The organism is Robiginitalea myxolifaciens (assembly GCF_900115205.1).
GTDB classification, from domain to species: Bacteria; Bacteroidota; Bacteroidia; order Flavobacteriales; family Flavobacteriaceae; genus Robiginitalea; species Robiginitalea myxolifaciens.
In genome coordinates, this window is the sequence record NZ_FOYQ01000001.1 from 317,947 (window position 1) to 339,210 (window position 21,264).

23 protein-coding genes are annotated in these 21,264 nt (G+C 47.8%); 11 read left to right on the forward strand and 12 right to left on the reverse strand.

Features of this window, described 5'->3' with window-relative positions; translation table 11 throughout:
* Complete coding sequence (locus tag BM318_RS01380; protein WP_092980076.1) at positions 1-657, reverse strand: TetR family transcriptional regulator C-terminal domain-containing protein; 657 nt, start codon at positions 655-657, stop codon at positions 1-3.
* A gap of 330 nt (positions 658-987) precedes the next feature.
* Here BM318_RS01380 and htpG point away from each other — a divergent pair, with 330 nt between their 5' ends.
* A complete protein-coding gene (htpG, locus tag BM318_RS01385) occupies positions 988-2,877 on the forward strand; it encodes a molecular chaperone HtpG (protein ID WP_092980078.1) in 1,890 nt (629 codons plus the stop codon).
* An 18-nt stretch (positions 2,878-2,895) separates the two neighbouring features.
* Positions 2,896-3,279: a DoxX family protein gene (locus BM318_RS01390; RefSeq protein WP_092980080.1), complete on the forward strand. Its 384-nt coding sequence runs from the start codon at positions 2,896-2,898 to the stop codon at positions 3,277-3,279.
* On the opposite strand, the gene BM318_RS01395 is transcribed toward BM318_RS01390, so the two are convergent.
* Together BM318_RS01395 and BM318_RS01400 are read right to left on the reverse strand one after the other, a co-directional pair.
* Positions 3,270-3,713: a hypothetical protein gene (locus BM318_RS01395; RefSeq protein ID WP_092980082.1), complete on the reverse strand. Its 444-nt coding sequence runs from the start codon at positions 3,711-3,713 to the stop codon at positions 3,270-3,272. The genes BM318_RS01390 and BM318_RS01395 overlap by 10 nt on opposite strands.
* Positions 3,703-4,287, reverse strand: coding sequence for an RNA polymerase sigma factor (locus tag BM318_RS01400; RefSeq protein WP_092980084.1), 585 nt, complete (start codon positions 4,285-4,287; stop codon positions 3,703-3,705). The genes BM318_RS01395 and BM318_RS01400 overlap by 11 nt, the downstream gene beginning before the upstream one ends.
* 139 nt (positions 4,288-4,426) lie before the next feature.
* Between BM318_RS01400 and BM318_RS01405 the strand changes: the two genes are divergently transcribed.
* Together BM318_RS01405 and BM318_RS01410 are read left to right on the forward strand one after the other, a co-directional pair.
* Positions 4,427-4,777, forward strand: coding sequence for a DUF6249 domain-containing protein (locus BM318_RS01405; RefSeq protein WP_092980086.1), 351 nt, complete (start codon positions 4,427-4,429; stop codon positions 4,775-4,777).
* Positions 4,778-4,848: 71 nt separating this feature from the next.
* Complete coding sequence (locus BM318_RS01410; RefSeq protein ID WP_092980087.1) at positions 4,849-5,505, forward strand: MOSC domain-containing protein; 657 nt, start codon at positions 4,849-4,851, stop codon at positions 5,503-5,505.
* Positions 5,506-5,585: 80 nt separating this feature from the next.
* On the opposite strand, the gene BM318_RS01415 is transcribed toward BM318_RS01410, so the two are convergent.
* Positions 5,586-5,954: a hypothetical protein gene (locus BM318_RS01415; protein ID WP_092980089.1), complete on the reverse strand. Its 369-nt coding sequence runs from the start codon at positions 5,952-5,954 to the stop codon at positions 5,586-5,588.
* 201 nt (positions 5,955-6,155) lie between these two features.
* On the opposite strand from BM318_RS01415, the gene BM318_RS01420 reads away from it, so the two are divergent.
* The 3 genes from BM318_RS01420 to BM318_RS01430 are packed head-to-tail and all read left to right on the forward strand — an operon-like array spanning position 6,156 to position 7,914.
* Positions 6,156-7,028, forward strand: a complete 873-nt coding sequence (locus tag BM318_RS01420) for an AraC family transcriptional regulator (RefSeq protein ID WP_092980090.1) — start codon at positions 6,156-6,158, stop codon at positions 7,026-7,028.
* Positions 7,025-7,618: an alpha-ketoglutarate-dependent dioxygenase AlkB family protein gene (locus tag BM318_RS01425; RefSeq protein ID WP_092980092.1), complete on the forward strand. Its 594-nt coding sequence runs from the start codon at positions 7,025-7,027 to the stop codon at positions 7,616-7,618. Before BM318_RS01420 ends, BM318_RS01425 begins: the two co-directional genes overlap by 4 nt.
* A gap of 11 nt (positions 7,619-7,629) precedes the next feature.
* Positions 7,630-7,914 carry a TIGR03643 family protein gene (locus tag BM318_RS01430; RefSeq protein WP_092980094.1) on the forward strand — a complete coding sequence of 95 codons (285 nt, stop codon included), beginning with the start codon at positions 7,630-7,632 and terminating at the stop codon, positions 7,912-7,914.
* 3 nt (positions 7,915-7,917) lie between these two features.
* On the opposite strand, the gene BM318_RS01435 is transcribed toward BM318_RS01430, so the two are convergent.
* Positions 7,918-8,691, reverse strand: coding sequence for a S1/P1 nuclease (locus BM318_RS01435; RefSeq protein WP_092980095.1), 774 nt, complete (start codon positions 8,689-8,691; stop codon positions 7,918-7,920).
* 99 nt (positions 8,692-8,790) lie between these two features.
* Between BM318_RS01435 and BM318_RS01440 the strand changes: the two genes are divergently transcribed.
* From BM318_RS01440 to BM318_RS01455, 4 genes are all read left to right on the forward strand, one after another.
* Positions 8,791-11,052 carry a transglycosylase domain-containing protein gene (locus BM318_RS01440; protein ID WP_092980097.1) on the forward strand — a complete coding sequence of 754 codons (2,262 nt, stop codon included), beginning with the start codon at positions 8,791-8,793 and terminating at the stop codon, positions 11,050-11,052.
* A 93-nt stretch (positions 11,053-11,145) separates the two neighbouring features.
* Entirely contained in the window at positions 11,146-13,344 is a 2,199-nt protein-coding gene (locus BM318_RS01445) for a DUF5916 domain-containing protein (RefSeq protein ID WP_092980098.1), read from the forward strand.
* 73 nt (positions 13,345-13,417) lie between these two features.
* Positions 13,418-14,680, forward strand: a complete 1,263-nt coding sequence (locus BM318_RS01450; RefSeq protein ID WP_092982016.1) for a DUF819 family protein — start codon at positions 13,418-13,420, stop codon at positions 14,678-14,680.
* Positions 14,681-14,755: 75 nt separating this feature from the next.
* On the forward strand, positions 14,756-15,463 hold the full coding sequence (locus tag BM318_RS01455) for a DUF4369 domain-containing protein (RefSeq protein WP_092980099.1): 708 nt from the start codon (positions 14,756-14,758) through the stop codon (positions 15,461-15,463).
* 34 nt (positions 15,464-15,497) lie between these two features.
* Here the strand turns inward: BM318_RS01455 and BM318_RS01460 are convergent, their stop codons facing one another.
* From BM318_RS01460 to BM318_RS01490, 7 genes are all read right to left on the reverse strand, one after another.
* Positions 15,498-15,770 carry a hypothetical protein gene (locus BM318_RS01460; RefSeq protein ID WP_092980101.1) on the reverse strand — a complete coding sequence of 91 codons (273 nt, stop codon included), beginning with the start codon at positions 15,768-15,770 and terminating at the stop codon, positions 15,498-15,500.
* Positions 15,771-15,807: 37 nt separating this feature from the next.
* On the reverse strand, positions 15,808-16,785 hold the full coding sequence (locus BM318_RS01465) for a type I phosphomannose isomerase catalytic subunit (RefSeq protein WP_092980103.1): 978 nt from the start codon (positions 16,783-16,785) through the stop codon (positions 15,808-15,810).
* Between the two features lie 11 nt (positions 16,786-16,796).
* Positions 16,797-17,258, reverse strand: coding sequence for a peroxiredoxin (locus BM318_RS01470; protein WP_092980104.1), 462 nt, complete (start codon positions 17,256-17,258; stop codon positions 16,797-16,799).
* A 1-nt stretch (position 17,259) separates the two neighbouring features.
* Positions 17,260-17,667: a 6-pyruvoyl trahydropterin synthase family protein gene (locus BM318_RS01475; RefSeq protein ID WP_092980106.1), complete on the reverse strand. Its 408-nt coding sequence runs from the start codon at positions 17,665-17,667 to the stop codon at positions 17,260-17,262.
* Positions 17,657-18,196 (reverse strand): isopentenyl-diphosphate Delta-isomerase, encoded by a 540-nt coding sequence (gene idi, locus BM318_RS01480; protein ID WP_092980108.1) that lies wholly within the window; start codon positions 18,194-18,196, stop codon positions 17,657-17,659. The genes BM318_RS01475 and idi overlap by 11 nt, the downstream gene beginning before the upstream one ends.
* A gap of 63 nt (positions 18,197-18,259) precedes the next feature.
* On the reverse strand, positions 18,260-19,222 hold the full coding sequence (locus BM318_RS01485; protein WP_092980109.1) for a PorP/SprF family type IX secretion system membrane protein: 963 nt from the start codon (positions 19,220-19,222) through the stop codon (positions 18,260-18,262).
* Between the two features lie 3 nt (positions 19,223-19,225).
* On the reverse strand, positions 19,226-21,232 hold the full coding sequence (locus BM318_RS01490) for an Ig-like domain-containing protein (RefSeq protein ID WP_092982017.1): 2,007 nt from the start codon (positions 21,230-21,232) through the stop codon (positions 19,226-19,228).
* Positions 21,233-21,264 lie beyond the last annotated feature (32 nt).

Genomic DNA, 21,264 nt, shown 5'->3' on the forward strand with positions numbered 1-21,264 from the left:
TCAGGCAAATCGTTCTTTCACAAGGAATTTACCCAGGTCTACCACGCTTTCGATGGGGCTGAAATCTAAGAGATCGAACAAGGTGTTTACAGATTTTTCGATAGCCATATCTGTTTTCTCCTGAGCCGGGGAAGTATCCCGTGACCAGAAACGCAAAAGGAAAAGCCAGTGTACCCAAACCCCTTCTGAGAAAATTTGCCTACGGGCCTGGGATAGTTTACCCTGCCCGTCTGCTTCCTCCTGAGGTAGGGTTTCTGCGTATTGCCGCAGACCGCGACGCAGGCCACGCAGTTGTCGCATCTCGGAGAGGTCTTTCTGCCCGTTGCGCACTACAAAGAGGGCGTAAGAACGGTTCAGGGTTAAAATTTCGAAGAAGGTATAGTAAAAGGCCAGCATTCGTTCCCGGGTGCCATAGTCCTGGTATCCCTTATCTTTTTCGAGCAGCGAGAGGGTTTGATCTAAAAATGCAACCCAGACAGCTTCTTTTAAAGTTTCCAGGGACCCGAAGTGCGTGTAAAAGTCCTCCTCCGGAATCTCAGCGACCCGGCAAAAGCTGTATTCATTGGACGGGTAGGCATCGCGCTCCAGGGTTTGGTGCATGTATGCCGAGATGAGTTGTTCTTTAGTTACCGGTTTCTTCTTTTTAGTTGCCGCCATCGGGTAAATCTTAAGGAGTATTTGGTGAGAATAAAAAACGCGCTTTCAGGGAAAACGCGTTTTTCAAACAACCTAACCAATTAATAAACAAACTGATTTCAGACTTCTAATGCGTTTATGGCATCGATCATCATCCATCGATAGGTCAAAGATAATAATGTTTAACTTTTCTGCAAATTTGTTAAACAAAAAATCGTGTTAAAGTTTTTACAAAAAATATACCCCCCGCTATCGTGTCATCTTGTCACGCCTGATCTCAATTTGTCACCCTGGGCTGTTTTGGTATTTTTTTTGACTTTCATCTGAAGATTATTCTAAAATTAAATAGCAATGGCTACAGGTAAAATCAACGTTTCGGTTGACAATATTTTTCCACTTATAAAGAAGTTTCTCTACAGCGACCATGAAATATTCTTAAGGGAATTGATTTCAAATGCTACGGACGCGACCCTGAAGCTCAAACACCTGACTTCCATAGGAGAGGCTAAAGTAGAATACGGCAATCCTCAGATCGAGGTTAAGGTTAACAAAGATGCTAAGACCCTGCATATATCGGATCAGGGAATTGGGATGACCGAAGAGGAAGTTACCAAATACATCAATGAGGTCGCTTTCTCGGGAGCAGAGGAGTTTTTGGATAAGTACAAGGACGCCGGGAAGGATGCCGGAATCATTGGGCATTTCGGATTAGGTTTCTATTCGGCCTTTATGGTTGCCGATAAGGTGGAGATCATTACTAAAAGTTTTAAGGATGCCCCTTCGGTGCACTGGTCCTGCGAGGGCAATCCGGAATTCGAATTAACGGAAGGTACCCGGGAAGAGCGGGGAACGGAAATAATCCTGCATATCGCTGAGGACAGCGAGGAATTCCTGGAAGAAGGCAGGATTCGCGAACTGTTGCAGAAGTATAATAAGTTCATGCCGGTTCCCATAAAGTTCGGAACCCGTACGGAGACGTTGCCTAAACCCGAAGGCGCAGCAGAAGACGAGCCAGCACCTACCCAGGAAGTAGATGACATCATCAACAATCCTAATCCGGCCTGGACTAAAAAGCCTACGGACCTCAAGGACGAAGACTACGGTGCTTTTTACCGCGAGCTCTACCCGATGCAATTCGAGGAGCCACTCTTTAACATCCACTTAAATGTGGATTATCCCTTCAACCTTACGGGGATTCTCTATTTCCCAAAACTCAAGAATGACCTGAACCTACAGAAAGACAGGATTCAACTGTATCAGAACCAGGTATTTGTAACGGATAATGTAGAGGGTATTGTTCCGGAATTCCTGACCATGCTGCGCGGGGTTATCGATTCCCCGGACATTCCATTAAACGTAAGTCGCTCGTACTTGCAGGCCGATGGAGCAGTTAAAAAGATTTCCTCTTACATCACCCGAAAGGTTGCCGACAAACTGCAATCCCTGTTTAAGGAAGATCGCGAGGCATTTGAGCAAAAGTGGAACGACATTAAGATCGTTATCGAATACGGAATGCTCAGTGAGGAGAAATTCTATGAAAAGGCCGACGGGTTCGCTTTGTATCCAACCGTGGATGGCGCCTATTACACCTTTGAAGAGCTCAAGGAGAAAATCGCTCCCCAGCAAACGGATAAGGACGGGAAATGCGTGATTCTCTACGCCTCGGAAACCGAAGCACAGCACAGCTATATCGAAGCGGCTAAAGAAAAGGGATACGAAGTCTTGCTGATGGACAGCCCGATTGTTTCCCACCTGATGCAGAAATTGGAAGGGGACAAGGAAAAGATCAGCTTTGCCCGGGTAGATGCCGATCCCCTGGAAAAACTGATCCAGAAGGAGGAGAAGCAGATTTCCAAACTGTCGGAGGAAGAGCAGGAAACCCTGAAAGGCCAGTTGCAAGGTGTTCTTGGCGAACAAAGTTCGTTTACTGTACAGCTGGAGGCTATGGATAGTAAGCAAGCTCCCTTTGTTATCACTGAACCCGAATTTATGCGGCGGATGAAGGAAATGCAGCAGACTGGTGGCGGGGGTATGTTCGGCATGGGAAATATGCCGGAAATGTACAACCTGGTGGTAAACACCAACCACCCGCTAACCGGGGAAATCCTCAATACCAAAACAGATAAGAAGCGGGAGCGACTGATCCGGCAATCCCTGGATCTCGCACGCCTTTCCAAGGGCCTGCTAAAAGGCGAAGAACTCACCAAGTTTATCGCGCGTTCGTACGATATGGTAAAGTAAGTTCCGTATCTTTTCGGCATGGAATTCCCCTGGCATTACTATATGATGGCCGGTATGTATATCGTTGCCGGGCTGATGCATTGGATCTTCCCGAAAGCCTATATCGCGATCATGCCTCCGAATTTCCCTTCAAAGAAGGCTATGGTTTGGTGGAGCGGCTTCTTCGAAGTCCTGGCAGGCCTTGCCCTGTTGGCCGTAAGTTTTGGCTGGTTCAATTCGCAGCTTCCCAATTTAAAGGCCATTGCCTTATGGGGAATTGTTCTGATGCTGGTGGCATTCCTGCCCGTCCACCTCTATATGGTCCGGGAACCTCAGCGCTTTGCTAACATTCCAAAGGTGGCCTTATGGCTGCGTTTACCGTTACAGGGATTCTTAATTTACTGGGCCTTGTTTTACTTGTAGAAACTCAAATGCTGTTGCGCCATTTTCTGTATGCGATAAATCGATATCATTGCAAAAAACATGAAAGCCAGACCCGCCCAACCATAACTGCTGGGTAAGCCGGGTAAATCCCAGGAAGGAATTTGAAACGATTCTGTATAGGCGAGAACGCGGCTGAATTGGTCTTCCAGTGGATTGCTCACAGCACTCAAAAGAGAATCGCCTTGCGAATAATATATACCCCCAAAAAGCAGGAGGCCAAACCAACCCGCTACCCAATACAGGGTGCGTTTCGAAAGTAAGGGAGCAACGCTTATCTCTTCTGTAATCGGGGAGCTTGCCTCAGGTAAGGCCTGGATCTTGTCCATAACACCCTTACTAAATCCCTCAGGGGCTTTTTCGGTGGCATCTGCCATCAAGGATTTCCAATCCCAGTTGTTTTGATCAGCTTCCATAATTCTGTAACCATTTATCGCATTGGTGCTCTTGTATAAAAGTCAGCATTCGCTGACGTGCCCGATATAGTCTAATCTTCACGGTATTGGGCTGTAGCCCCATTATCTCTCCTACTTCCTTTAAAGAGAGCTCCTGCAGGTAGTGCAAACTGAGTACCGAACGATCCTCCTCGGTAAGGGAATCCAGTACGGTTTTAATAAATTCCCCCCGTTCCTCATCCATAAGGGCAGTCCAGGTGGTATTGGCACTGGCAGCAGGGTTATCTTCCACAGCTACCTCGTGCGTCACACGCCATTTCCGCTTTTCGCGATCACTCACATCCAAAGCGCGGTAATAGGCGATACGGTATAACCAGGTCGAAAATTTCGATTCCCCTTTAAAGCCCTCAAGGGCTTCGAAGGCCTTTACAAAGGCATCCTGTGCAACTTCTTCTGCAATTTCCCGATTCTTGACCACCCGCACGGCAAGGGTATAGACCATATGCTGGTATTTATCCACCAGCAGGCCAAATGCCTGAACATCCCCTTCGCGTACGCTGCGAATGATCTCTTTATCGGTTGGTTGCAAAGTCATTATACCGATATGACGACATTAATTCAATTAAGGTTACACTTGTCGTTCAAAAAAAAATTACTCTTTGCCGTAACCACATTGAAAAATATTCCGTCCTATGAACAAAACAAATAACATCAATCATTTAAAATTATAAAAAATGGGATCTGAAGTAATTGTAATATTAACCATCTTTTCGGCGCTTTTCGGAGTTTGCTATCTGTATTTCTCCACCCGAAACAAGGAGCGCATGGCGCTCATCGAAAAAGGAGCTGACGCCAGTATTTTTACCCGTTCACCTCAGCGTGCAGCTCCGGTGTGGCGCATTTTAACCCTGAACTTTGCACTGCTGCTTATGGGCATTGGAGCAGGAGTAATGGTAGGCGGTATTTTACACCACTTACTACGCGTCGATTATGAAATAGCCATGCCAGGATCAATCTTCCTGCTTGCGGGAACAGGCTTGCTGATCGCCTTTTTTATCGTTAAAAAAATGTCTCAAGAGCAATAGTATGTGAATAAGGATCACCGCATCATGAGATAAGCCGCCTTCGGGCGGTTTTTTTTATACCTTCACAATCTATGGAATCAGCAAATACTCCCCGGGTAGTTAGTACGAACATTGCGCAGCCAACGGAAATCCAATGGCGGGGCAAAACTGAAATTACAGGCATTTACAAACGCCCGAAAGCTCTGGGGGTTTACCTTACACCGGAAGGGGTTCGCGGAGATACCATCGGGGATCGCAGGGTCCATGGCGACATCTTCAAGGCCGCATATTTATTCAACACGGATAACTATCCCTATTGGCAGGATCTGTATCCCGACCTGGAGTGGGACTATGGCCAATTTGGCGAAAACCTGAGTCTTGCAGGGTTGGATGAACAAAAGCTGATCCCGGGATCAGAGTATCAGCTCGGGGAAGCCCGGGTACGAGTTACCATTCCCAGGGAGCCCTGCTATAAACTGGGGATACGTTTCTCAGACCCTGAGGTAATTGAACGCTTTGTAGCCCATGGCAAACCGGGGACCTATGTTCAGGTGCTCGAATCGGGATGGGTCCGGCCAGGAGACACTCTTACACTATTGAAAAAAAGCGAGTTAGGTATCAGCATTGCAGCATATTACGCCCTGTTATTCAGCCGGGACAAACCTGTCGACCAATTGAAGGCAGCCCTGGAAGTGCCCTTCCTCGGGGATCGAAAAAGGAAACTTTTCGAGGGCATGTTGGCCGAATAAACGGCGTCAGGATCTTCCGGCAAAAAAAAAGGGAACCCCTTTGGGCTCCCTTTCTCCGAATTAAACTAACTAAACATCCACTATCGGACAATTTTCAGAGTCTCTGAAAAATTCTCTTTTTCACCGCTCAGGGAAACTTCTACCCGATAGATTCCTTCGTAGGCTTTTTCAAAATTGATAGCCTTCTCAATAACGGTGGCATCCTTGATCCGCTCCATATAAAGGACGCGGTTCTCCTGATCCAGGACCTTCACGATTACGGTGTTGCCTTCCAGGTTCAGGAAGTTTACCAGAATGCGCTCCCCTTTTACCTTAAAGTGCGGATCTGCCAGATCTGCATAATTATTGGTAATTGCGGGAAGGGTCTTATCTGGATTGGCTGCCAGGGTATTAACACTGATAATACCCATAAGGAATAATGCGGCGATTTGAAATTTTTGCTTTTTCATGACGTGATATTTTTAAAATTACACAAGGACAAAGCTAGGGGTGCAGACCAGCCGAAACCACTAGTGGTTTATCCAATAATGGTGTTATTTTACCATCAGATAAGGTTAAATAATTCTTAAATGGTAATATTGCACAGGTTTTGGTTAATTTTGCGCAATCTTGTAGGGATTCTCGTATATAACTTCGAGTAAAAATTTGCTATGCAGAAGGTTAAACCAGCATTTGAAGCAATTGCTCCTGACTTTGGGCATTCCTTCACCTATCAGAAATTCAGTTCTGACAGACCCAATAAGGACTTGATCTGGCATTACCACCCCGAAATTGAGTTGGTTTATGTCAATGGGGGAAGTGGTCGACGTCAGATTGGGAGCCATATTTCCTCCTATACTGATGGGGATTTAATCCTTATCGGCTCCAACCTGCCCCACTGTGGTTTTACGGATGCCTATACCGGAAATCGCAGCGAATCCGTAGTCCAGATGAAACCCGACTTCCTCGGGAATCAATTCCTGGAGCTTCCCGAACTCCGGAATATCCAGAATTTGTTTGCCAAGGCTAAAGGTGGCCTGGCGTTCGGCGGGGCCTCAAAAAAGAAAATAGGAGAAAAGATCGAAATCCTGGAGTATCAGTCCGACTTCCAACGCCTGTTATCTATCCTCAACATCCTTAACGAGCTCGGGAGCAGCAAGGATGTTCAGATTCTCAATGCAGATCAGCTGATCGTGGAAACACAGACAAAGGAAAATGACCGGATCAATATTATTTTCAATTATGTCAAATCCCACTATAAGGAATCGATAGCCCTTGAGGACATTGCAGATTTGGTTTATATGACGGTTCCTTCATTTTGTCGCTACTTTAAAAAAGCGACAAACAAGACCTTTGTACAATTCGTAAACGAATACAGATTGGTTCATGCGTCAAATCTGCTTGCCGAGAACCAACTGGCGATTACGGAGATCTGCTATGAAAGTGGTTTCAACAATATTTCCCATTTCAACAAACTATTCCGGGAATTCACGGGGATGAAGCCTTCTGAATACCGCAATCAGCTTAAAACGGTAATGGCTTGAGCAAAGAAACCCCAGGTCTGAAAGACTTACCCGAATGCGATATTCGGTTAACTGAGGATTTCCTGGATCCCCGGGAGGCCTGGGACATTTATCATACATTACTGGAGGAAACTCCCTGGAGACAAGACAATGTAAAGGTCTTTGGAAAGGTCTATGCCCAACCCCGGCTTACCGCGCTTTATGATATCCATGGTAAATCCTATACCTATTCGGGCCTGACTTTAAACCCGCATCCCTTTACCCCGCTGTTGGATAATTTACGGAAACGAATAGCTGCTGCAAGCGGTGCGGAATTCAGTACCTGCCTGCTCAACCTCTACCGGGATGGGAATGACAGCAATGGCTGGCATGCCGATAACGAGGCTGCCCTGGGCACCAACCCGGTCATTGCTTCATTAAGCCTGGGAGCTACCCGGCAATTTAAACTCAAGCACCGGGAGGATAAAAGCCTTCGTACCTCGGTACCCCTTACCCATGGAAGCCTATTACTGATGCAAGGGGAAACCCAACATCGTTGGCTGCACCAGATTCCCAAAACCCGAAAGGCCGTTGACCCGAGGATCAACCTTACCTTCAGGCGATTGTATTAACTTTGCACCCTATGGAACTACCTGAATTCACAGAGCGGGAGCTCGATCGGATCATCGAAATGGCCTGGGAAGACCGTACCCCGTTTGAAGCCATCACCTTTCAGTTCGGCATTCCGGAAGAGTCGGTTATCACCCTGATGCGACGGGAACTCAAACCTTCCTCCTTCAAACGCTGGCGCAAGCGCGTTCAGGGCCGTTCCACCAAACATGCCAAACGCAGGCCGGAAGAGGTAAATCGTTTTAAATCGAACCAGCAGCGGGCTATAAGCGGAAACCGGATTTCCAAATCGCGGTAGTATTTACCCGTAGATATCATTCAAAATCGCTGCGAGGCGAACCCCTCCGGTAAGTAATTGTTGTTCTACGGTATCCCACCAGACATAGCGATACCGGTAGTAGAGCTTCTCCCCTACCTCAGCCGAATCGTAAACCCGGTTGGTTATCTCCTGGACCTCTTCGACCCAATCCAGCACATCGCCCTGTTGTACTTGTCGAATTTTATTGCGCGACCATCGCGGGAGGGTACTGGCCAGTTCTGTGTAACTCATGCCAAAATCGTCGATCAGGTTAGCATCCCAAACCCGGTGCAGGTTGGTCCCCCGGTCGAACCACTGCAGCTGAATGTCGTTCCCACCCCGATCCTCGGCGCGCCCAACATGCATGGGTTGGTGCAAATCGCCCACCAAATGGACGAGCATCTTCAAATAGAAGATCTCATCTTCCCTGGAGGTATTCGGATCTTTCAGGATCGCGATACATTGCTGAATCCCGGCAACAACATCGCCATAAGGACTTGGGGTGACATCCGTATACTTGGCGTCTGCCGGAAAATTCACATAATGCCAGGGACTGAATTTGCGAAAGGTAGAATCCGATTTGATATCGTCGGCATAAGTGGCAACCTCGGCCAGGCCTTCGCCTGAAAGCAATTCTGCCAGGGCCTTGCGCGCCTTGCGTTTCAAGTGGTGTTGGGCCACTTCCCCAATTACCCGGTGACCGGTTTTTGACCAATAGGGCGGAGCGCTCCAACCCCACAGTGGCAAACAAATCAAAAGAAGGAAAATCAATCGCATAACAAATAATCCAGATGACCTTCCAAAAGTAAGCAATGCCCGTTTAAGGAAATGTTAATTCCACCGGGCTTTTAGCGCATTTTTGGGAACTTCGCACCCATGAATCGCCTCAAAACTTTATTCCTGAAACTCCCGCGCTGGGCACGCCTCCCTGTTGGACTTTTCCTGACAGCAACCCTGGTGGTAGCGGGGTTTATTCTTTCGGTACGGCTGGGACTTTGGGGCCGGATCCCCAGTACAAATGAACTGGCCGAAATCCAGTTAGACCGGGCTACCGAAGTCTATTCGGCCGATAGTGTCCTTATCGGGAAATATTATCTAAACGACCGCCAACCGATTCCACCAGAAGCCATTCCCGGACATGTTACCCAAGCCCTTATCGCCATAGAAGACCAGCGTTTCTACCAGCATAATGGCGTGGATTACCCCAGCTTGTTCCGTGTTTTCTTTAAGAACATTCTCCTGGGGGACAGCAGCGCCGGTGGGGGAAGCACTATAAGCCAGCAACTGGCAAAAAACCTGTTCCCCCGAAAAGCGGGAGGAACGATTCGCCTGGTTGCGGATAAGGTTCGGGAAATGATCATTGCAGGCCGATTGGAAAAAGCCTATGGCAAGGAGGGAGTACTTCACCTTTACCTGAATACCGTTTCCTTCGGAGATAACACCTATGGTATTGAGAGTGCTTCCCAGCGCTTTTTCTCGCGACCTGCCTCCCAACTAAATACGGAACAGGCTGCAGTCCTTATCGGCATGCTAAAGGCTACATATTCGTATAATCCCAGAATTTTTCCAGAGCGAAGTACGCAACGACGGAACCTGGTCCTTCAAAATATGGCCAAACTGGAATACCTTCCCCCTACCCTGGCCGATAGCCTGGCCGCACTTCCACTGCAACTCCAATACCAGCCTTATGGACACGACCAGGGCCTGGCGCCCTATTTCCGGGAAGAAGTGCGCAAACAGGCCGTTGCCCTGATCGCCGAACTCCCAGGAGATGACAAGAACCTGAATATTTATAACTCAGGTCTGAAAATATATACCACCCTGGATTCCCGACTGCAGGAAATCGCCGAGGAACGAATGCATGAGCACATGCCTGCCATTCAAGGGCAAATGGAAAAGGCCTATGGAAATCGCGCGCCCTGGAAGTCTGACAAAACGTTTAAGGACGCCTATTTGCGTGAGTCCGAACCCTACAGAAAACTCAAGGCAGCCGGGATTTCACATGCCGACATAATGGACTCGCTATCCCGGAAAAGATTAATGACTTTGGGAGATTGGCAAGGAGAACGAGAGGTAGAAGCGAGTACAGCAGACAGTTTACTTCACTATGCCCGATTCCTGCAAACCGGAAACCTCGCCATCGATGCCCGAAGCGGGGCAGTTTTAGTCTGGGTCGGAGGCATTGACTACCAGCGCTTTAAGTTTGACCATATAAGTCAAAGTAAGCGACAGGTGGGCTCCACTTTTAAACCTATTGTATACACTACAGCCCTGGAGGAAGGACTGGAGCCTTGCACCTATTTTTCGGCCAGGGAAGTGCGCTATGAGAATCTGGAAGATTGGACGCCCGCCAATTCGGGTTCCGATGACGAAGCCTACCTGAATTATACCCTGAATTACGCCTTGACGCACTCTGTAAATACTGTCGCCGTAAAAGTACTTGAAGAAACCGGGATACCACGGGTGATAGCCCAATCAGAAGCTATGGGCATTCATGAACCCCTGCCTGAAGAGCCTGCAATAGCCCTTGGAGCCGGATCCGTACCCATGGAGCAATTGGCCGCTGCCTACAGCAGTTTTGTGAACAAGGGGAAGCCGGCCACCCCTTTTCTGATTCGGAGAATTGAAGATTCCGAAGGACGCGAACTCTTTGCTCACCAACCCGTCATAAATGAGGAGGCCTTTAGTGAAGAAACCCGGGACCAGATGCTACGTATGATGCAAAACGTTGTAAATGAGGGAACGGCTTCCCGCTTACGCGCTCGCTATGACATACGAGGTGATGTTGCCGGAAAAACAGGAACCACCCAAAAAAACAGGGATGCCTGGTTTGTAGGCCTTACCCCGAAAGTCGTACACATAAGCTGGGTGGGGCTGGACCGTTACGACCTGAGCTTTCCCAATACGACTATCGGTCAGGGGGCTAACGCTGCATTGCCCTTGTTTGCCCTGTGGTACCGGGATGTCCAAAATGATCCGGAATTGCGACATTGGGTCAGTGGACGTTTCGAATTTTCAGAGCAATCCGAAGACCTGGAGGACTGCCCGCCAATTAAGCGCGATGGTTTCTTCAAACGACTCTTCACGAATCCCAACAAGGCGAAAACCCGGAAGTTTAGAAAAAAAGAAGGGCGCTAATCCCCGGAGCACTTAAAATCGTGTTAATGTTTCTGGCCAAAGCATTAAGTGTTGGTACTTTTAGGCCCGACTGACCAAAATGCGCTATTCCGAATGCGGAACTACTACCTCTTCGCATCTCTCTTTACTGTTTTCATAAGTTTCGCCCAAACCAAGGGTGATAAACACTTTACCGTAAAGTACATCCAGGAAAGTATTACCCCGGATGGCGTTTTGGACGAGCCTATCTGGCAAGAAGCCGAAGCCGCCGAGGAATTCTGGGAATACTTTCCAGTCGATAGTATTCAGGCCAGGAAGCAGACCCAGATCAAGATGTTGTTCGATGACACGCATCTTTACGTAGGGATTACTGTCTGGACGGCAGGTAGGAATTATGCCATTCAATCGTTGAGAAGGGATTTCCGCGCCGGGAATTCCGATAACATTACCCTGCTTTTCGACACTTTTAACGATGCTAACAATGCTTTCCTTTTTGGTTCGAATCCCTATGGGGTGCGCCGGGAAGGGTTGGTATCTGGCGGAGGCTTAGATCTAAGTGGATTTACGATTTCCTGGGACGTTAAGTGGAAGGGGGACTCCAAAATCTACGACGACCGATATACCACAGAATGGGCCATTCCACTTACTTCCTTCAAGTTTCGGGAAGGCGAAACGCGGTGGCGATTCAACAGTTATCGTTTCGATACCCAAAGCAATGAGAGCAGTACCTGGATGCACATCCCCCAGAATCAGAATATCTTCGGGCTTACCTTTATGGGGGAAATGCGCTTTGAAAAGCCGCTGGGACGCTCCAGGACCCCAATGGCACTTATCCCCTACGTGAATACGAGTTGGTTCAAGGACCGGGAAAATATTGCAGAGGATACGGGCTTTAAAGTGGGTGGAGATGCCAAGGTCTCTATTGGAAACAGTATGAATCTGGACCTTACTCTGAACCCTGATTTCTCTCAGGTAGAAGTAGACGATCAGGTAACCAACCTCACACGCTTTGAGGTTTCCCTTCCGGAAAAACGGCAGTTCTTTATAGACAACAATGACTTGTTCGCCAGTTTTGGAGACGATAATGATGCCAACCCCTTCTTTTCGCGACGAATTGGAATCGCCGAAGATATCGACGGAAACACTATTGAAAACCCAATAGTAGCCGGGGCCCGGCTGAGTGGAAAAATAAACGATGATCTACGACTGGGCTTTTTCAGTATCCAGACCGAAGAGGACGCGGCCAATGAAATAGCTGCAAATAACAATACCATGCTGGCCTTACAACAACTGGTGTTCGATCGGTCGAATATCGGTTTCTTTTTTATTAACCGGCAGGCAACAGGAAACCCCGATTTTTTGGATGAAGCGGACCGATATAATCGGGTCGTAGGTCTGGATTACAACCTGATTTCATCAAACAATGTTTGGAGTGGAAGAGCCTTCGCACACCGATCGTTCAGTCCCGGAGACCAGGGGAGTGAATGGTCTTCCGGCTTGAGTATGCGCTACAATGTGCGCAACTGGAATGCCTTCGCGCAAGGGGTATACGTAGGAGACGATTACGCCTCTGACCTGGGGTTCATTCGCCGGACGGATATCTTTAAGACCGTGTTTAGTTTTGGGCCCAACTTTTGGCCGCAAAACGGATGGGTCAATAACCATAGCCTGAGATTCATCCCAATATCCATTTGGCAGCCTGGCGTAGACTGGAGGCTTACAGACTACAACTTACGCGGCCGATACGAATTGCAAACGCGCCGGCAGCAGCAATTCCAGATCGAGTGGAATTCACGATATACCTATTTGTTCAGCGATTTTGACCCAACAGGTTCTGACGATGCCGAAGCCCTTCCTGCCGACACGGATTACTATTATAACAATGCACAGATTTCCTATCAGTCGGATCGACGTCGCATCGCTTCCTACGAGATTCAAACGACAATAGGGGATTTTTTCAATGGTTCGCGCTTTACCCTTCAGAGCACGGCAAACCTCAGGATACAACCCAAGGCTTTTATTTCCCTGCAAGCGCGCTACGATCATATTGAATTACCTGAGCCTTATGGCACGGCAGATATCTGGCTAATCGTGCCCCGGATAGAATTTACGTTCTCCAAGTCGCTTTTCTGGAATACGCTGATTCAATACAGCAATCAACGGGACAATTTCGGGATCAACTCCCGCCTCCAATGGCGCTTTGCTCCCCTGTCGGATTTATTCCTTGTCTACACCGACAATTATTTCGTTGATCGCTTTAGCCCAAAGTTCCGATCCATCAACCTGAAGCTCACCTACTGGTTGAATATTTAGGATAGCCGTTTCCTTTCAGGATCCCTTGAGCGCTTTTGGCAAAATCCCCTATCTTTTCGCCAAAGTATTTCGCATGGAACAACCGCTTATTACCAATGATACCATTGTCCTGGGCCTGCTTGCCCTTTGCCTGGGGTTTGTATTTATAACCTCAGGGTCCAAAAGCGGTTTCTGGAAGCGTTTTTATACCTGGGTTCCCGGTATCCTGCTGTGTTACCTCCTCCCGTCGATATTAGCCAGTTTTAACATCATATCTGCCGATAATTCCAGACTCTACTATATGGCGAGTCGGTATTTACTTCCAGCCGCCCTGGTACTGATGACTTTGAGCATTGACCTGAAAGCGGTAAGCAATCTGGGACCTAAGGCCTTGATCATGTTTTTGACGGGTACGGCGGGAATTATCATCGGAGGGCCCCTGGCTATTTTGGTAGTCGCAACCTTTTCGCCGGAAACCGTGGGAGGCGTAGGCTTTGATGCGGTATGGCGCGGCCTGGCTACTATCGCGGGCAGTTGGATTGGCGGTGGGGCCAATCAGGCCGCTATGCTAGAAATCTTTGAATTTAATCAGGACCGATTTGGAGAGATGGTCCTGGTAGACATTATCGGCGCTAACGTCTGGATGGCCATACTTCTCCTTGGAGTGGGTAAGACTAAAAGAATTGATTCCTGGCTTAAAGCCGATGCAAGCGCTATCGAAACACTGAAACAGAAAGTAAGCGAATACACAGCATCCATAACCCGGGTGCCTACCCTTCGCGATTATATGATCCTTTTCAGCATGGCCTTTTTTGCTGTTGGGATAGCCCATTTTTTCGGAGGCTATGTGAGTTCCTGGCTTACCGAAAGCGTCTCCTCCGTATCAGATCCCAGTAGTTTCTTCTCTTTCCTGGGGGGAGAATTCTTCTGGATGGTCGTTATTGCAACGATAATGGGGGTCGCCCTCTCCTTTACCAAGGCAAAAAACTACGAAGGAGCCGGGGCCAGTAAGATTGGCGGTGTATTCATCTACATCCTTGTGGCGACAATAGGGATGCAAATGGATCTTAGTCGAATCCTTGAAAATCCGGGATTAATCCTGGTAGGTCTGATCTGGATCGCCTTTCATGCAGGCCTGTTAATTCTGGTGGCGAAGTGGATCCGGGCACCCTTTTTCTTTTTAGCCGTAGGTAGTCAGGCGAATGTGGGTGGAGCTGCCTCTGCTCCTGTTGTTGCCGCCGAATTCCATCCCGCCTTATCTTCAGTTGGGGTCTTACTGGCCGTATTGGGCTATGTGGTAGGAACTGGGGGCGCACTGTTTTGTGCCTATCTGATGGAAATAGCAGCTACCCTTTAATTGCTGGGAATACGAGTGTATATGCTTTGGAAATATCCCTAAAAAAATACCATCTTTGCGCCCAAATTGATCGAGATGAAAAACGGAATTTATACCCTGTTAGGTTTATTGCTAATTGTTGCCTGTAGTTCAGAACCCAAGGCCGACGAATTGCTGGTGGAAGGAAGGGTCAAAGGGCTTAAAAAAGGGACACTTTACCTGCAGCAGGTGGTGGACACCAGTTTGGTGAGCCTGGATTCAACGCAGGTCGATGCTGAAGGTATGTACCAATTGAGCACTGCGATTTCCGAACCCGATTTTTTCTATCTCTATTTGGATAAGGCCGACAACAATGAAGTAAACGATCGCATCTTGTTTTTCGCAGAACCCGGAGCTACGCGTATCAACAGCCAATGGAATGCTTTCGAAAATGAAGCTGAGATTTCCGGTTCCAAGTCACAGGAAGAATTCCGGGAATATCAGCAAATGCTTTCCCGCTTTAACGTGCAGCAATTGGAGTATAATCGCGCCGCACTGGAGCTGGATTCCCTGGACTCCGCAGGTCTGGATTCCCTGCAACAAGCTTCAGATCGCCTGGAAATTCGCGCGACCTTATATGCGCTTAACTTTGCAATGAATCACAAGGATTCATACCTGGCACCCTTCGTGGCATTGTCGGAAGAAGGCCGCGCCAATCCAAAAATGCTGGATTCCATCTATAACGTCCTGACTCCCGAGGTTGCCGAATCCAAATATGGACGGCAATTAAAAGCCCTGGTGGAAGCGCAAAAGGCGGAAAACTGATTTCAGGGAAATCCGGTATCCCTGGGGAGAAAACTTAAGCTTCTAACTTATTGATACGGCCAACAAGAGCTGTTGCCTCTGTTTCAAGTTCTTTACGAACTTCTTTCAGGTGCTTACGACGGTTTTCGACCTCTTTGTCGTTTACCTTGGCGATAAGTGTATCGAAGGTATCAATTGCCTTGTCGATAATAGCAGAACCTTCTTGAGTAGGTTCAGAACCCTGAGTTGCTTCGACGATATAAACCGCCTCGATGATGTCCCCAAGTACGTTATTGATGTCCCGCTTTAGAATTCGGATGCTAGCCATGATTTGGATTTTGCTGTAAAAGTACGACTTCCTGCACTTATACACTCACTTCTAGCAACTCTGCCCCTGAAGATTGGACAGATATGCGCTCAGCGGCAGCAGGAACCAATAAGGTCTGACCTGCAAGCAAAGTTTCCGAGTGCCCGTCAACTGTAATCTCTGACGATCCCGAAATACCCATCAGCACGGTAAACGAACCCCGCTGGGCTACATCGAGGTTCACCTCGCCTTCCGCCTTCAGGTAATTCGTGGTAAAATAAGGACAGGCAATCATGTTATTCGATTGGTTCGGGGTTCGGGCATAGTCCATTTCAAAATCCCGGTCAGCCCCAAAATCCATGGCATCCAAAGCCAACTCAGTATGTAATTCCCGTTTATTCCCCTGGGCATCTACACGGTCAAAATCATAAACGCGGTAGGTTACATCAGAGGTTTGCTGAATTTCGGCCAAAAGAATTCCAGCTCCTATAGCATGGACCCTTCCGCTTTGGATAAAGAACCCATCCCCGGGCTTTACCGGCTGGTAATGCAGTAAGTCGGTGAGTTTTCCCTCCGCAAGGGCTTCTTCATAAACAGCCTTACTTACAGGCTCCTTAAAGCCCACTATTAATTCCGCATCTTCCTCGGCCTGCATAACGTACCACATTTCAGTTTTACCGAAGGAATTATGGCGCTCGCGGGCCAATTCGTCGTTCGGATGTAATTGAATGGACAGGTCGAGCCTGGCATCTATGAACTTGATCAGAATAGGGAATTCTTTGCCGAAACGTTCGTAAACAGACCCCCCCAACACTTCTTTGGGATGGGCCTCAATGAGCTCATTCAGGCTTTGATTTTTATAGTCGCCATTGACGATCGCACTGACGTCTCCAGGCACCCCGGATAATTCCCAACTTTCACCAATATGCTCTCCTTCAACATCCTTGTTCAGGACAGTATTTAGCTTCTTTCCTCCCCAGAGGCGTTCTTTAAAAATAGGTTCAAAACGTACTGGATAAGCCTTGAAATCTGACATAATTTTTAGGTTTAGTCGCCCTTTAACTCACGTACGATTTGTAGTGCGGTCCTCACATGACCTTTTGGGCCCATTGAATTAAAATTCAAACGAACCATCCCATTGCGGTCAATGACAAAGGTTTCCCGGCCCGGAAGTAGCCCCATTAGCCTGCGCCCTACAGCGAATTTCCTGGCCACAGCTCCTCCCGTATCACTCAAAAGCGTGAAAGGCAAACGATATTTTGAAGCAAATTTACGATGGGAATTGGCGGAGTCCGTGCTAATACCGGCCACTATCGCGCCTGCGTCGGTGAATTGCTCATAACTGTCTCTGAATGAACAAGCCTCAGCGGTACATCCGGGGGTGAAATCTGCCGGGTAGAAAAAGAGAACTACGGGACCCTTCTTTAACTCGGATGCCAGATGAAATTTTTCACCATCCTGATCCTTTAATTCAAAATCCGGCGCAGTCTTGCCTTGTTGCAATCCCATCTCAGCCTGTAAAGGTTACAAAGTTTCTCGGAGTTTCATAGAGTTGAACCTCCAGATCACTTCCCTCAGGCAGATGGGGCCTGAGTCGCTTCCAGATTACCATCGCAATATGTTCTGCAGTCGGATTCAGCTCCTTGAACTCTTCCACCTCCTCATTGAGGTTTTTGTGGTCCATAGCATCCTCCACCTGTTCGCGAATCAAATCCTTGAGCACTTTGAGGTCAATGACAAAACCCGTTTCCGGATCGATCTCCCCGGTTACACTCACAATGAGTTCGTAATTGTGTCCGTGATATTTAGGATTACTGCATTTACCGAAAACCCTGAGATTCTTAGCATCGTCCCAGTCCGGACGGTAGAGCCTGTGGGCCGCATTGAAATGTGCTTTTCTACTGACTTTAACCCGCATTGATCAACTTGTTATCCTTCAAATAGGTGTGAAACCGTTCAAAAATAATTCGGAACCATGCCGTATACTGTTCTGGATGTGCAGCCATGTCTGCCGCTACTGCATCGGGAGTCATCCACTTCCAGGCGGCCACTTCTTCCGGGTTTATGTCGGGTTGGCCCTCAAATTGACCCAACATCACGTGATCCAACTCATGTTCGGTAAGGCCATTATCGAAAGGAGCTTTGTAAATAAAACTGAAAAGTTCCTGCAGTTCTGTGCGGAAACCCATCTCCTCCTGTAACCTTCTTTTGCCAGCCTCTATATTGCTTTCGCCCAACCGTTGGTGGCTACAGCAGGTATTGGTCCACAACAAGGGAGAATGATATTTATGTGCAGCCCGTTGCTGCAACATAATCTCTCCTTTGGAATTCAAAATAAATACAGAGAATGCGCGGTGAAGAACCGCTTTTTCATGCGCTTCCATTTTGGGCATGGTTCCCAAAACTTCATCGCTTTCATTTACGAGGACTACCTGTTCTTCGGTCATTACACAAAAATAAAGCCCTTTGCCTAGAACCCGAAGTCTTTAAATGTAAAATCTATCACAAAATCAGAAGAATCGGGGCGATTTAACCTTCCCTTTGGTCACGATAAAGTCGTAGCGTAAAATGACTTCGAAAGAACCGTCATTAAACGCCGCACTTCCCAATTCCGTTGTTTCCTTATCATAGGCCAGTCCCAGGAAAAATTTGTTATCCGAGAAGTAGAACCCGGCCATTCCGCTAAAAGCGGCATCCCAGCGATAGGCTGCTCCTAAAACAAACTTGTCATTAAACAGGAAATTACCAGAAACATCTACCTGCAGTGGAGCTCCCCTTACCGCCTTGGATAGCAGTGTTGGCTTAAACTTCATCAGTGGGCTCAATTCAAAAACATATCCCGTAATCAGATAAAAGTGCATCTGTTCGTTGGCGATAGTTGGCGAATTTCCTTCCTGAAAGTGCTTGGTTTCCAGCATTCTGGGAGCAGAAAGGCCCAGATAGAATTTGTCTGTATGGTAATAAACTCCTGCTCCGATATTCGGAGCGAAGCGATTTTCAATGTCCTGCAGCGCCATTAATTGAGGATCAATGGAAAATTCATCCAGTTCAGAATAGGCAATATCCAATCGATGTAAACTCGTCTTGAGGCCAAAGCTCAACTCCGCAGCATTACTCAGCATAATGGTGTAGGACAGATCAAAATCCAGATAGGTTTCCGAGGTTGGTCCGATAACATCATTGATTACCGATAGCCCTACCCCAACGCCACGATATCCTAAAGGGGTATGCAGATTCAGGGTTTGGGTGGAAGGCGCTCCATCCAGGCCCACCCATTGTGACCGGTGCAGGGCCGCAATACTAAAATGTCCACGAGATCCGGCATATCCGGGATTAACACTAACCGTGTTATACATATACTGGGTATACTGCCCGTCCTGCTGCCCCGAACTTAGCATGGGCAATAAGAGTAAGAATAACAGGATACCTGAGAATGCCAGGCGATGTTTCAGGATGGGAAAACGTTTAGGCATGATTTATTTGTTTAGGTATAAGTATCCTGCAAGCTGGATATTCTGTCCATCGTCATTCACGTAATCGATTACGTAGAAGTAAGTTCCCACCGGAAGTTTCTGGTCAGCGTCTACAGTAACCCTTCCGTTTGAGGTCCCGTCAAAGACGTTACCATTCGTATTATAAGCCCTGGTAGAGTATACCAGCACTCCCCATCGGTTGTAAATCTTCACAGTATTATTTGAGAAGTTCTCCAGACCGCGGATTTCGAAGTAATCGTGGACATTATCTCCGTTCGGAGTTACCACATTGATCGGGTCCACATTATCATCGACATTTCGTTCCAGGTAATCTGGAATTCCGTCTTCATCGATATCATCATTACTGAAATCCGTATCGCGATTCGCATCTTCTTCAGTAGTCATGATTCCGTCGTTATCATCGTCGGTATCGCGGTAATCCACGTCGTCGGCCCCATCGGTATTCGGCAAGTCGTTAGCCGGATCGTCAATTTCGTCATTGACATCACTATCGATCTGGGTAGCTCCTTCATAACCGTCGTCAAGTCCATCGTTGTCCTTATCGGATCCAACCCAGGTAACATCGGCCACACCGTCCTGATCGTGGTCGTGTGCTTCAATTGCATCGGGAACGCCATCGTTGTCACTATCATCATCCACATAATCCGGAATGCCGTCTCCGTCGGTATCTTCAGGGATCAGGCCAACAGCACCGCCAGCTTCATAAGCATCGTCCAGGCCGTTGAAATTGGCGTCGACTCCGGAGGGCTCGATGTAGCCGAAGGTAGCCTGGGCCTCAACGTTATCTGGGACACCGTCATCGTCACTATCAATATCCAGGTAATCCGGAATGCCATCACCATCGGTATCAGTAGGATTGGTAGCGGGATCTCCGTCGCCGTCAAGGTCAAGATCTTCGAAGGCGTCGACAATACCATCGTCGTCCGAATCCAGATCAACACCGGGAGGATTCACCACCACAGTTACAATAGCACTATCGCACCTACCCTGATCATCGCAAAGGGTGTAGGTAAAGGTATCCGTACCTATAAATCCTGGGTTCGGAGTGTAATCAAGGGTATCATCCGAAGGATCATTTGGAGTGCCGTTATCATTGACTGTAACGGTACCATTAGCCGGATTGGTAAAGGTCAAGGTTCCAACATTAGGAATATCATTGTCATTTACCAGCACATCAATTGTAATCGGAGTGTTTACGAATGTTGCGGCAAAATCGTCCTCAGCATCCACAACCGGATTTACGGTCACCGTAACGGTTGCCGTACTACAATCCCCTGAGGAAGTACAAACCGTATAGTCAAAAGTATCTGTACCGTTAAAGTCCGCATCCGGGGTATAGGATACGATGTCATCTGAGGGATCGTTCGGTGTACCATTATCATCAATGGTAACTGTTCCATTAGCCGGATCGGTAGCCGTAATGGTACCATCCTGGGGGATGCCGGAATCATTATCATAAACCGGCACAACAATACTTACATCTTCATTAACGGTAACAAAGTCATCGACCAGGGTAGCTGCCTGCTGCATACAAACTACCGTAAATCGCGGGAGATCAATACTAACTCCTGCTTTCAGGATGGATGCCGTATAGGTGGAAACCGTCTGGGTAGCAATTACTACGGGCCGAAGCTGATCTCCTCCCACAGCTGGACTCCAGTTAACGGTTGCACTCGCTCCTACATTGGCCGAAATATCCAGGGTTACTTCGTTTTCCGGGCTATTACAATCGGTTAGAATAAAGTACCCGGTGGCGTTGGACCCGCACAAGGTGCCGTCGTAAGTCGCAAAATAGACTCCAGGTTGAGTGGCTTCATAAAAGAAATCCGTTCCGAGTACCGTACTGGTATCCGAAGCCTCATACCAACGATAATTTGACTCATCGCCGCCATTGGGTGCCTGCAGGAGGAATTGACCCTGCACCTGGGAAATACCAAGTAAAAACAGGCTGGCTAGCAGGAGTTTGATATGTCGAAAGTTTATTTTCAAGACTTGGGAGCTCAACGTTTACTGACTTCGGA